Annotated in this window: 12 protein-coding genes; 11 read left to right on the top strand and 1 reads right to left on the bottom strand. The window is 62.4% G+C overall.

Annotated elements, in window-relative coordinates; all coding sequences use genetic code 11:
- The 10 genes from rpsJ to Q0H50_RS05665 all read left to right on the top strand — a co-directional run.
- Positions 1-182 (top strand): 30S ribosomal protein S10 (gene rpsJ / locus Q0H50_RS05620; RefSeq protein ID WP_294420351.1); only part of this gene is annotated, 182 nt, incomplete at its 5' end.
- A 15-nt stretch (positions 183-197) separates the two neighbouring features.
- Complete coding sequence (gene rplC, locus Q0H50_RS05625; RefSeq protein WP_294420353.1) at positions 198-818, top strand: 50S ribosomal protein L3; 621 nt, start codon at positions 198-200, stop codon at positions 816-818.
- 31 nt (positions 819-849) lie between these two features.
- Entirely contained in the window at positions 850-1476 is a 627-nt protein-coding gene (rplD, locus tag Q0H50_RS05630; RefSeq protein ID WP_042433275.1) for a 50S ribosomal protein L4, read from the top strand.
- Positions 1476-1763 (top strand): 50S ribosomal protein L23, encoded by a 288-nt coding sequence (gene rplW, locus Q0H50_RS05635; protein ID WP_042433278.1) that lies wholly within the window; start codon positions 1476-1478, stop codon positions 1761-1763. The genes rplD and rplW overlap by 1 nt, the downstream gene beginning before the upstream one ends.
- Positions 1764-1878: 115 nt before the next feature.
- On the top strand, positions 1879-2580 hold the full coding sequence (locus Q0H50_RS05640) for an ABC transporter ATP-binding protein (protein ID WP_294420355.1): 702 nt from the start codon (positions 1879-1881) through the stop codon (positions 2578-2580).
- A 2-nt stretch (positions 2581-2582) separates the two neighbouring features.
- Entirely contained in the window at positions 2583-5879 is a 3297-nt protein-coding gene (locus tag Q0H50_RS05645) for an FtsX-like permease family protein (RefSeq protein WP_294420357.1), read from the top strand.
- Between the two features lie 82 nt (positions 5880-5961).
- The gene (locus Q0H50_RS05650) at positions 5962-7263 is read left to right on the top strand and encodes a trigger factor (protein ID WP_294420360.1); all 1302 of its coding nucleotides are present in this window, start codon (positions 5962-5964) and stop codon (positions 7261-7263) included.
- A gap of 216 nt (positions 7264-7479) precedes the next feature.
- Positions 7480-7935, top strand: a complete 456-nt coding sequence (gene rpmE, locus Q0H50_RS05655; RefSeq protein WP_042433290.1) for a 50S ribosomal protein L31 — start codon at positions 7480-7482, stop codon at positions 7933-7935.
- A gap of 92 nt (positions 7936-8027) precedes the next feature.
- The gene (locus tag Q0H50_RS05660; protein WP_294420362.1) at positions 8028-8279 is read left to right on the top strand and encodes a hypothetical protein; all 252 of its coding nucleotides are present in this window, start codon (positions 8028-8030) and stop codon (positions 8277-8279) included.
- 25 nt (positions 8280-8304) lie between these two features.
- On the top strand, positions 8305-8982 hold the full coding sequence (locus Q0H50_RS05665; RefSeq protein WP_366936633.1) for a flavin reductase: 678 nt from the start codon (positions 8305-8307) through the stop codon (positions 8980-8982).
- Between the two features lie 304 nt (positions 8983-9286).
- Here Q0H50_RS05665 and Q0H50_RS05675 read toward each other — a convergent pair whose 3' ends face one another.
- Positions 9287-10174 carry an NAD(+)/NADH kinase gene (locus Q0H50_RS05675; RefSeq protein ID WP_294420364.1) on the bottom strand — a complete coding sequence of 296 codons (888 nt, stop codon included), beginning with the start codon at positions 10172-10174 and terminating at the stop codon, positions 9287-9289.
- A 63-nt stretch (positions 10175-10237) separates the two neighbouring features.
- Here Q0H50_RS05675 and murJ point away from each other — a divergent pair.
- On the top strand, positions 10238-11966 hold a 1729-nt coding region (gene murJ, locus Q0H50_RS05680), incomplete at its 3' end, for a murein biosynthesis integral membrane protein MurJ (protein WP_294420366.1).

Raw genomic sequence — 11966 nt, forward strand, 5'->3', positions numbered from 1 at the left:
CGACGGAGCGCAACCTGTTCACCGTCGTCAAGGGCCCCCATGTGGACAAGGATTCGCGCGAGCAGTTCGAGATGCGCACCCATAAGCGCCTGATCGACATCCTGGAGCCCACCCCCAACACGGTGGATTCCCTGATGCGTCTGGACCTCCCTGCCGGCGTCGACATCGAGATCAAGCTGTAAGGGGTGTCAATTAGCATGATTAACGCTATTTTTGGTAAGAAGATCGGCATGACCCAGATCTTCAACGAGGAGGACAAGCTCATCCCCGTGACCGTGATCCAGGCCGAGCCGAACACGGTGTGCCAGGTCAAGACGAAGGCCACCGACGGCTACGAGGCCGTGCAGCTGGGCTTCGGCGAGATCAAGGCCAAGAAGGTCAACAAGCCCATGGCCGGCCATTTCGCCAAGCAGGGCATCGAGCCTACCCGCTACCTGCGCGAGGTGCGCGTCGAGGACGCCGCCGAGTACAAGGCCGGCGACCAGCAGACCGTGGCGGCTTTCGCCGAGGTCAAGAAGGTCGACGTCACCGGTACCTCCAAGGGTAAGGGCTTCGCCGGCGTCATGAAGCGCTACGGCTTCGCCGGCGGTCCGGGCGGCCATGGTGCTCACTTCCACCGCGCTCCCGGTTCGGTGGGCATGTGCGCCACGCCTTCCCGCGTGCTCAAGGGCATGCGCCTGCCTGGTCACATGGGCTGCGACACCGTCACCGTCAAGAACCTGACCGTGATGCGCGTCGACGAGGAGCAGAACCTGATCCTGGTCAAGGGCGCCATTCCCGGCGGCAAGAACGGCATCGTGCGCGTGCGCATGGCGTAACCTGGACTATCTATAAGGAGTTTTCACTACCATGACGACTATCGAGATCAAGGACGCAAGCGGTAAGAAGGCCGGCGACGCCGAGCTTTCCGCTTCCGTGTTCGGCATCGAGCCGAACGTGCCCGTCATGCACCAGGTTGTGCGCGCTCAGCGTGCGTCTTGGCGTGCCGGCACCAGCAACACCCTCACCCGCGGCCAGGTCCGCGGCGGCGGCAAGAAGCCGTGGCGCCAGAAGGGCACCGGCCGTGCCCGCCAGGGCTCCATCCGCTCCCCTCAGTGGGCTGGCGGCGGCACCGTGTTCGGTCCGCATCCGCGCAGCTACGCCTTCCGCGTGAACAACAAGGAAGTCAAGCTGGCCATGCGCTCCGCTCTGTCCGCCAAGGTGGCTGACGGCCAGTTCACCGTTGTCGACGAGTTCAAGTTCGAGAAGCCCTGCACCAAGGACGCCAAGGCGTTCATCAAGGCCATGGGCTTCGAGGGCCAGCGCACCACGCTGGTCATCGGCAACGACGACGTCACCACGTGGCTGTCCTTCCGCAACCTGGAGAAGGTCAACATCCTGCCCGTTGCCGAGGCCAACACCTACGAGCTGCTCGACAACAAGCAGCTGGTGTTCACCGCTGAGGCCCTGAAGCGCATCGAGGAGGTGCTCGCATAATGAAGGATCCCCGCGAGGTCATCATCCGTCCTATCGTGACGGAGCACAGCTACGACCAGATGGAGAACAACGTGTACACCTTCGAGGTGGCCAAGGACTCCAACAAGGTTGAGATCCGCCAGGCCATCGAGGCTATCTTCAACGTCTCCGTGGTCAAGGTGAACACCCTGAACGTCAAGCCGAAGCCCAAGCGCGTGCGTTACCAGGTCGGTCAGACCCGTACGTGGAAGAAGGCCATGGTCACGCTGAAGGAAGGCGATACCATCGAGCTGTTCGGCGCCAACTAAGGTTGACGTTACACCAAGCTAACGCTTGAACCGCTTAGAGCGCCCCGGCACCTACGCCGGGGCGCTCTTTTGTATAATCAGGGGAAGGAAGGCACCCGAAGAGCAAGGTGGGGACATGGCGTTCGTGGAATTCAACGATGTTCGCAAGGTGTACAAGATGGGCGAGGTGGAGGTTGCCGCTGCCGATGGCATGACCTTTGCTGCGGAAGCCGGCGAGTTCGTGGTGGTGGTCGGTCCCTCTGGCGCCGGCAAGACCACGCTGCTCAACATGCTCGGCGGCATGGACTCGTGCACGTCCGGCACCATCATGCTCGATGGGCGCGACATCAGCCGCTTCTCCGAGCGCGAACTTACGCAGTATCGCCGCTTGGATATCGGCTTCGTGTTCCAGTTCTACAACCTGGTTCAGAATCTCACGGCGCTTGAGAACGTCGAGTTGGCCAGCCAGATCTGCCCGCATCCCCTTGATGCGGCGCAGGTGCTTGCGCAGGTGGGCTTGGCTCATCGTATGGATAACTTCCCCGCACAGCTTTCCGGCGGCGAGCAGCAGCGCGTGGCCATCGCCCGTGCGCTTGCCAAGAACCCCAAGCTGCTGCTGTGCGATGAGCCCACCGGTGCCTTGGACTACAAAACTGGCAAGGCCATCTTGAAACTGCTGCAGGATACCTGCCGCACAACCGGCAAGACGGTGGTGCTCATCACCCATAACTCGGCATTCGCCGACATTGCCGATCGCGTCATCCATGTGCGCGAAGGCCGCGTTGCCAGCTGCTTCGTCAATCCGAATCCTGGCAACGCCGCTGATTTGGAGTGGTAGCCATGGGAGCCTTTCGTAAAGAAGTCCTGCGCTCCATCACGCATTCATGGGGAAGGTTCTTGGCCATCGCCGTGATGGCGGCGCTCGGCTGCGGCTTCTATGCCGGCTTGCGCATGACCGGACCCGATATGCGTTTGGCAGGGGATGAATACTACGACGCCACCGAATTGTGCGATCTTCGCGTGGTGTCGTCGCTGGGCATGTCCGACGAGCAGGTGGACATGCTGCGCGGTGTCGAAGGCATCTCGGGCGTCATGCCCGCATATGAGGCGGACGCCATATCTCAGCTGGCAGGCGTGCAGTATACGCTTCGCTATCATTCGCTTGACGTGAACGCTGCGAAGACGAGCAGCTGCGACGATGGCCTGCATGTGCAATCCGACGATGCCGATTACGTGAACAGGCCTATCCTGGTCGAGGGCAGCTGGCCGGAATCGGACGACGAGTGCCTGCTTTCGGCTGACAACGTTTGGTCGTCGCCGGTGCATATCGGCGATACCGTCGAGCTGCTTGAGGGAACGCAGGACCTTGACGGCGTGTTCACTACCCGCACCTTCACCGTCACGGGCTTCGTGCGGTCGTCGTACTACACGTGCACCACCAACACCGGCTCCACGTCCCTTGGGTCAGGCGAGCTGTCGTCCTTCGTGTTCGTGCCCGAGGGCGCGTTCGCGGCCGATTATCCCTATACGGAAGCGTTTCTCACCGTTGATGGTGCGGCTGGCGAAGTGTGGCCCGAAAGCGCCTATCAGGAGCGCGTCGATGCCGTATCCGAGCAGCTGAACGACCTTGCTCCGCAGCTGTCCGCGTCGCGTATCGAGCAGCTGCAGCGCGATGCGCAGGCGGAGCTTGACGACAAACGCGCGGAATACGAGCGCGAGAAGGCCGACGCCGTCGCGCAGATGGACGACGCCCAAGCGCAGCTCGACAATGCGCGCGCTCAGCTGGACAGCGCTTCGGCGCAGCTTTCCTCGGCGGCCGCCCAGCTTTCTAGCAGCCAGGCGCAGCTTGCCCAGGGCGAGGCGGAGCTTGCCAGCGGCCAGGCGCAGCATGACAGCGGCGCGGCCCAGCTTGCCGAGCAGTGGGAGCAGGCGCAGGCCGCTATAGCCCAAGCGCAGGCCCAGCTTGATGCCGCGCAGGCGCAGTACGACCAGGCTATGGCGCAGCGCAGCCAGCTTGAGACGCAGCTTGAGCAGGCTCGTGCGGCTCAGCTTGCCGATGTGGCCGCGCAGCTTGAGGCGGCCATCGCGCAGATCGATGCGCAGACTGCAGGCGCAGCCGATCAGCTTGCCGCCGGGCGCGCCGAGCTTGACGCGCAGCGCGAGCAGGCGCAAGCCCAGCTTTCCGCGGCGCAGGCCCAGCTTGACAGCGCGCAGGCCCAGCTCGATGATGCTGCGGCGCGTTTGGCGTCCGGTCGTGCGCAATATGCCGCCGGGCAGCAAAGCTACGAGCAGGGTAGAGCCGAGTACGAAAGCGGCTTGGCCGAGCAGCGAAGCGGGCAATCCGAGCTTGATGGGAAGCGGGCGGAGGCGCAGCAGCGCTTCGCCGACGCCGAGAAGCAGCTGGCCGACGCCCAGGTCGAGATCGACGCCATCGCCGATAAGGACGCCAGCGTGTACGTGCTCGACCGCTCGAAGAACCTGGGCGCCGAGAGCTTCCGCAGCGATGCAGGGCGCATGGACCAGATAGCCGCGGTGTTCCCGCTCATGTTCTTCCTGGTAGCGGCGTTGGTGTCGCTTACCACCATGACCCGCATGGTGGAAGAGGAACGCGTGCTCATCGGCACGTACAAGGCGCTGGGGTATTCCAACGCGCGCATCACGTCGAAATACCTCATCTATGCGGTGGTGGCATCGGGCGTGGGCGCGGCCGTGGGCATCGTGCTGCTCTCGCAGTTCCTGCCTTGGTTCATCATGAACGCCTACTCGATCATGTACATGGTGCCCTGCATGCCCACCCCTGTGAACCCGGGCGTGGCCGCAAGCGCCGCCGGTTTGGGCGTGGGCATCACCGTTGCCGCAACGTGGTTCGCCGCTGCGGCTACCCTGCGCGAGCGCCCGGCATCGTTGATGCTGCCGCGTGCCCCGAAGGCGGGCAAGCGCATCCTGCTCGAGCGCATCCGCCCGCTGTGGAGCAGGATGACGTTCAGCTGGAAGGTGACGGCGCGAAACCTGTTCCGCTACAAGCGCCGCTTCTTCATGGCCATCATCGGCATCGCCGGCTGCACCGCGCTGCTGCTCACGGGCCTGGGGCTGCAAAACGCCATCAACGACATCATCGACAAGCAGTATGGAGAAGTGTACAGCTTCAACACCATCGTCCGTATGGATGCCGACGAGGCCGATCAGGCCGCCAAGGATGCGATGTCGGATGCGGTCGGCTCGGATGGCCAGGACTTTACGTGGGTTTCCACCGAGAACAAGATCGCCTGCGCCCCCGACGGCGGCGCCGAGCATCGTCTGGAGCTGGTGTGCGCCCAAGATCCGGAACAGCTGCAGCGATTTGTGCAGATGCGCGAGCGCGTAGGCGGCCAGCCGCTCACGCTCGACGATGGCGGCGCCATCATCAGCGAGAAGCTTGCCAGCCAACTGGGGGTATCGGTGGGCGATACCCTGACGCTTTACGATGAGGACGACATCGGCAACTTGGTGGGGGATGGGCACGTGGTGACCGTCGCCGGCATCATGGAGAATTACGTTGCCCAGTACGCCTATGTCACCGCTAACGTGTACGAGCAGGCAATGGGCAAGCCGGCCGATTTCGCCACCGTGTATGCGGAACTTGGGGAAGGCGTCGACCGCGATGCGTTCTCCGACCAGCTGCTATCCATGGACGGGGTCAAAACCGTCACCTACAACGATGAGACCATCGACAGCTATCGCACCATGCTGAAGACGGTTGACAGCGTGGTGGTGGTGCTCGTGGTGGCCGCGGCGCTGCTGGCGTTCGTGGTGCTGTACAACCTCACGAACATCAACATCACCGAGCGCGCGCGGGAGATCGCCACGCTCAAGGTGCTCGGCTTCACGTCCCGCGAGGTGGATGCGTACATCTTCCGCGAAACCATCCTGCTGTCGGTGATCGGCGCCGCCATCGGCTTGGTGCTCGGCATCTTCATGGAGGGCTTCGTCATCACCACCGCCGAGGTGGACCAGGTCATGTTCGGCCGCGACATCCATGTGGCAAGCTTCGCCATAGCGTTCGCCCTGACCATGGCGTTCTCGGGCATCGTGGCCCTTGCCATGCGCGGCAAGCTGCGCCGCATCGACATGGTGGAGAGTTTGAAATCCAACGAGTAGCGTTCGCCGCCGCATGAGAGGTTGCACGCCGCCGCGTTGCGTTACAATGTGAGCGTTTCAACATCAATCAGAAGGGGATCCCATGAAGGTTACCGAGAAGAAGCTCGAGGACGGCCTCATCGAGCTCACCGCCGCCGCCGCGACCGCCGAGGTGGCGCAGGCGTTCAACGTGGCGCATTATTCGTTCTGCGCGAGCATGGGCGTGGAAGTGCCGCAGGGTCAGACGCCGGCCCAGGCAGCCGAGGCCAAGCTCGGCATCAAGGACCTGGATTCCGTTTCCCAGCAGATGGCCATCGACTACCTGGTGCCGTTCGCCGTGGACAAGCGCAACCTGTGCCCGGCGTTCCCGCCCACGCCCATCGTCGACCAGCCCATCAAGCGCGGGCAGGTCTTCGAGTTCAAGGTACAGGTGACCCCCAAGCCCGACTACGAGCTGACCAGCTACGAGCCGGTGTCCATCACCGTGCCGCCGCTGAACTTCGACGAGTCCATGGTCGATCAGCAGATCCAGCAGCTTGCCGAGAGCTTCGCCACCTATGAGAAGTGCGATCCCAAGCCGCTCGACGCCTCCAGCGCCGCCAAGATCGCCCTCGAGGTCTCCCAGGCCGGCAAGCGTCTGGACAACCTGTGCACCGACGGGCGCACCTACATCCTGGGCATGGGCCTTATGCCCGACGAGTTCGAGAAGAACCTCATCGGCATGACGGAGGGCGACGTCAAGGAGTTCGCCTTCGATATGCCCGGCGCGCCCGAGGGCGAGGCGCCGCTTGACTGCAAGGTCACGGTGCTCGAGTGCCAGGAGAAGAACGTCCCCGAGGTCGACCAGGAGTTCATCGAGAAGAACATGCCTATGGCTCGCGACGTGGAGTCCCTGCGCCAGGTGGTTTCCGAGCGCCTGCAGGCCGAGCAGCGCGCGCAGTACCAGGAGATGCAGCTGACCATGGTGGCCGACGAGCTGTCCCGCCGCTTCCAGGGCACCATCTCCGACGAGGTGTACGAGTCCATGCGCGACACGCTCATGCAGAACGTGCGCGGCTCCCTTGCCCAGCAGGGCATCCCCTTCGAGCAGTTCGTCGAGTCCCAGGGCGGCCAGCAGCAGTTCGGCATGATGCTCATGGTGCAGGCCCGTCAGATGCTCGTGCAGGGCTACGCGCTCGACGCGGTGTTCCGTCACGAGAAGATGACGCTCGACGACGAGGACATCATGGCCGCCTGCCGCGCCATGAACCCTGCCGACCCCACCACGGCTCGTCGCCAGATGGAGGGCAACGGCCAGGCGTTTGTGCTGCGCGAGACCGCCGGTCGCCTGAAGGCGAACCGCTGGCTGCTCGAGCATGCCGATATCACCGTGTCCGAGGAGCCTGCGGCTGAGAAGGCCGAGTAGGGCGAATCGCCGGTTGCGGGGCGGTGCAGGGGAGCGTTGAGCTGGCGCTGGCTTGCAGCTGGCGACGACGGTCCTTTCCCCGAGGCCCTCATTCGCGGAAAACATGTGAACGCCGCGCGCGAACGTCATCGCACGCGGCGTTTTCCGTGCTATAATGCAAAGGCTTGTCTTCCGCCTTGGTCGGAAACCAAGGCACGGTAAAAGGAGTACCAGACTATGAAACAAGGAATCCATCCGGAGTACGTGGAGTGCACCGTCAAGTGCAGCTGCGGCAACACCTTCACCACCCGCTCGACGAAGTCCGAGCTGAAGGTCGACATCTGCAACGTGTGCCATCCGTTCTACACCGGCCAGCAGCGCTTCGTCGACACCGGCGGACGCGTCCAGCGCTTCGCCGACAAGTTCGGTTCCGCCAAGGAGCAGGTGGCTGCTCGCGAGGCCGCCAAGAAGGCCGAGCGCGCCGCTAAGGCCGCCGAGATCGAGGCCGCCAAGAAGGCCGAGCGCGAGGCTAAGGCTGCCGCTAAGGCCAAGCGTGCCGAGGAGTTCGCCAAGAAGGCTGCTGCCGAGGCTGAGAAGGCTGCCGAGATCGAGGCCGCTACCGCCGCTGCCGAGGCCGTCGAGGCTCCCGCAGAGGCCGAGGTTGAGGCTGCTGCCGAGACCGCTGCCGAATAGCACAACAGCACCAAGCACAAAAAGCACTGCACAAAAAGCAACAGGAAGGCCCGCGAAAGCGGGTCTTCCTGCATATCGGGGGAGTTGCGCGTATGCAGCATGTCGGTAACGCTTTGCCGTTCCACGACGACTGGGACGGTACGCGGCGTATAGTCGAAGGCATCAAGGACGAAGCTGCTGTGCGGCGCGTGTTTAAAGGCGCGGATGTGGCTATGTTGCATATGCTGACTTCGCGTCTTTGGCTGCTTTCGGCCTTCGGATCCTCGTCGCTCTGCCCTTCGATTCTGGCCGCAAGCGTGTTAAGCTATCTTTATCAGGAATCAATATCATTACTGATGCAATAAGTATAGCGGGACTAAGGAGGCTCCTATGTTCGATAAGCAGGCATTCCATTCGCTCAGCTACGGCATGTATGTTATCGGCGCGCGTTTCGATAATAGGGACTACGGATGCGTGGCTAACACGTTTGCGCAGGTCACATCATCTCCGCTGCAAGTAAGCGTGGCGCTGAACAAGGAAAACGCCACCACGGCCGCCGTTCGCGCTGCCGGTCGATTCACGGCTTCTTGCTTGTCCGAGCAGGTCGACATGCAGTTGATCGGCACCTTCGGGTTCCATACCTCCACCGAGCTCGATAAATTCGCGCAGCATGCAAGTGCGCGCGACGAAGCCGGCATGCCTTATCTTGCCGAGCAGTGCTGCGCGTGGTTTTCCGCGAAGGTGGTCTCCGAGCTCGACCTGGGCACGCATGTGCTGTTCGTGGGGGCGGTTGAGGAATGCGCCAAGGTCGCCGATGCGGCCGCTCCTATGACGTACGCGTTCTATCATCAGGTCAAGGGCGGCAAGACGCCGCCTAAGGCTTCCAGCTATCTGGGCGATGAGCAAGTTTCTGCCACGCCGGCCGAGTCGAATGAAACCGAACAGCCCAAGGTGGCCTGGCGTTGCACCATCTGCGGGCATATGGAGTACGTCGATGAGCTGCCCGATGACTTCGTCTGTCCCGTCTGCGGCGTAGGCAAGGAGTTCTTCGAGCGAGTTGAACTGTAAGGTTTCATGCGGGTCCTGCCGCTTTCGGCAGTTGCTTGTCGCGGCTATCGCCGGCTATTCCGATAGCAAGTTGGTTGGGTGCATCATGCCGGTTTTGCTTCCGTTGGAATCGCTGGTGTTCGCCTGTGCGATCTTCTGAATTTGCTTGCTCGAGGTGTTTTCGCGCGTTATCGAAATAGCCTCTTTCCGCAGTGCGTCAACGGTGTATGGTGCGCTTAGAGCGCTTCAATATGCTATTGCAAAAGGGCCCGCAAACTTGTTTCAGCTTGCGAGCCCTTTTCGGAGTTTATTTGACGATGCGAAGCTAGAAGAACACCTTCGCCGCATGGTTATAGAACCCTTCGTCCTTGTAGCGCAGAAGTGTGGTGGGCACGTCTCCGCGCCGCACGTAGAGGCGGCGTAAGGGGCGGTCAAGTTCAACCAGCTCGCCGTCTATGAACAGGGTGGCGTCTCGATCGTCCTGGTTCTCGGACAGGTCCATCTCCACCACATCGGACGGCGCCGTGACCACCGCGCGGGAGTGCAGCGTGTGCGGCGCTATGGGCACGGCCACCAGGCCCGTGAACCCCGGCGCCACCAGCGGCCCGCCTGCCGATAGCGCATAGGCCGTGGAGCCCGTGGCGCTTGCCACCACCAGGCCGTCGCCGCGCATGTTCGCCAAATGCGACCCTGAAACGCCCAGCCCGAAATCGATGATCCGGCCGTTGGCGCCGCGGGTGACGGCCACCTCGTTCAACGCGAAGAATTCTCGTGGCTCATCCGGTTCGGCGCCAGCGCCATCGTCGGCATAGGGGTCCGCTTCACCTTCGCATACCACCCGTATGTCCAGGTTTGTGCGCACCTCGTGCGCCGCGTCGCCCGAAAGCGCCGCAACCAGCGGTTCCATGACGCCCGATTCGTTCGGGTTCGCCAAAAAGCCCAGGCGGCCGTAATTGATGCCGAGGATAGGCGTGCCGTGGAAGCCCACCTGACGCGCGGTGCGCAGGATGGTGCCGTCCCCGCCCAAGGCCACCGCCATGTCCACGCCATGCTCGAACAGCTCGGAAAGCTCCGGGGCCGCCAGGGGGGAGGCAAGCTTCGAGGAATCGACCACGGTATAGTCGATTCCCTGTGTGGCCAGGTACGTTACCAGGAGCAACGATGCGTCGATCGCCTGCGAGTTGGAATTATTACGCACGATGAGGATGTGCATGCGGGGCCTCTTTCCGTGTTTGCTATGATGAGCAATCATACCATCACGAGAAAGCGCATTTTCATGTCCGACAAGCTCGCACGAGCTCGACACACTCGCTCTGCCGATCTCGCGGCCTCGGCCGCTTCCCCGCAAACCCAGTCCGACACGCATGAGACGGATCGCGCATCGTGCGAATCTCGTCCCGCCCAGGCGACAGCCGATCAAGGCTCAACTGCCGCTATCGGCGGGTCTGCGGCCCTTATCAGCATCTGCACCATCATCTCCCGCATCACCGGTTTCGCCCGCACCTGGGCCATGGCCTTCGCGCTTGGTTCCACGCTGCTGTCAAGTTCCTATCAGGTGGCGAACAACCTTCCCAACCAGCTCTACGAGCTGGTGTGCGGCGGCATGATCGTCACCGCGTTTCTGCCGGTGTACGTTTCGGTGAAGAAGAAGCTGGGACAGCGTGCCGGCAACGAATACGCCTCGAACCTGCTGACGTTGGTGGTTTTGCTGCTTGGAGCGGTGTCGCTTCTGTGCATGCTGTTCCCTTCGGCGGTTATCTACACGCAAAGCTTCTACTCCGATCAGTCGCAGATGGCCACGTCGGTGTTCTTCTTCCAGTTCTTCGCCATTCAGATCGTGTTCTATGGGTGTTCGGCAATCGTTTCGGGCTTGCTCAACGCGAGTCGTGACTACCTGTGGTCTTCCATCGCTCCGGTTGCGAACAACCTCATCGTCATCGTCACGTTCTTGGCGTACGCGTTCGTGGCGCCGTATGACCAGCAGCTGGCCCTGTATATCATCGCCATCGGCAATCCTGCCGGCGTGTTCATCCAGATGGCCATCCAGCTGCCCGCGCTTAAGCGTAACGGCATACGCATCCGCCCGCGCGTGAATCTGCGCGATCCTGCGCTTCGCGAGACGTTGGGCATCGGCGTGCCGGCGGTGCTCGTTATGCTGTGCTCGTTCGCCATCGTATCGGTGCAAAACGCTGCGTCTTATAACTTCGCCGACAACGGCCCTTCCATTCTGGCCTACGCACGCCTATGGTTCACGCTGCCGTATTCCTTCCTGGCGGTGCCCATCACCACCGCCATGTTCACCGAGCTTTCGGATATGCAGGCGGAGGGGAATATGGAAGGCGTCAAGCGCGGAATCGTGTCAGGTACCAACCAGATCCTGTTCTTCATGATCCCGTTCGCCATGTACTTGGCCGTATTCAGCATGCCGCTGGTCACCCTCTACCATGCTGGCGCCTTCACCATGGAGAACGTATCCGCCATCGCCACGTATCTGGCCGTCTGGGCCGTTGCCCTGCCTTTGTACGGCGTCAACACGTACTTGCAGAAGACGTTCTCCAGCCTTCGCCGTATGGGCGTCTTCGCGGCTTTCAACTTTGTTGCGGGCGCTGTGCAGATCGGCCTGACCATGTTCGCTGCAAGTCATTCCGATATCATGCCCATCAGCTCCATCGCCGTTGCCGAGGCGCTGTTCTACTTGGTTTTGGACGTGTGCCTGTTCGGGTATCTGCGACGCACCCTGGGCCCGTTCGGTCTGCGCTCTGTGGCGCGTGCCTTGGCTACGGCCGTGTTGCTCGGCGGTGCCGGTGCTGCTGCCGGCGGGGCGGTGCTGTGGTTGCTGCAGACGCTGGTTTCCCCGCTGTCCGGTTCTATCGTGCAAGCTTTGGCGTATGTCGTTGCTGGCGGGCTGGTTGCCTTGGCCGTCACGTTCGTGCCGGCTTGCAAGCTCAATGTACCCGAGGCCGCCTTCGTCAACACCATCGTTCGCAAGATAGGCGGGAAGCTGG

It is taken from the genome of uncultured Senegalimassilia sp., assembly GCF_934632265.1.
Classification (GTDB): domain Bacteria; phylum Actinomycetota; class Coriobacteriia; order Coriobacteriales; family Eggerthellaceae; genus Senegalimassilia.

Bases quoted from the DNA above. Each gene is read 5' to 3' on its own strand.
- rplC (WP_294420353.1), top strand. From the start codon at position 198: ATGATTAACGCTATTTTTGGTAAGAAGATCGGCATGACCCAGATCTTC.
- rplD (WP_042433275.1), top strand. From the start codon at position 850: ATGACGACTATCGAGATCAAGGACGCAAGCGGTAAGAAGGCCGGCGAC.
- rplW (WP_042433278.1), top strand. From the start codon at position 1,476: ATGAAGGATCCCCGCGAGGTCATCATCCGTCCTATCGTGACGGAGCAC.
- Q0H50_RS05640 (WP_294420355.1), top strand. From the start codon at position 1,879: ATGGCGTTCGTGGAATTCAACGATGTTCGCAAGGTGTACAAGATGGGC.
- Q0H50_RS05645 (WP_294420357.1), top strand. From the start codon at position 2,583: ATGGGAGCCTTTCGTAAAGAAGTCCTGCGCTCCATCACGCATTCATGG.
- Q0H50_RS05650 (WP_294420360.1), top strand. From the start codon at position 5,962: ATGAAGGTTACCGAGAAGAAGCTCGAGGACGGCCTCATCGAGCTCACC.
- rpmE (WP_042433290.1), top strand. From the start codon at position 7,480: ATGAAACAAGGAATCCATCCGGAGTACGTGGAGTGCACCGTCAAGTGC.
- Q0H50_RS05660 (WP_294420362.1), top strand. From the start codon at position 8,028: ATGCAGCATGTCGGTAACGCTTTGCCGTTCCACGACGACTGGGACGGT.
- Q0H50_RS05665 (WP_366936633.1), top strand. From the start codon at position 8,305: ATGTTCGATAAGCAGGCATTCCATTCGCTCAGCTACGGCATGTATGTT.
- Q0H50_RS05675 (WP_294420364.1), bottom strand. From the start codon at position 10,174: ATGCACATCCTCATCGTGCGTAATAATTCCAACTCGCAGGCGATCGAC.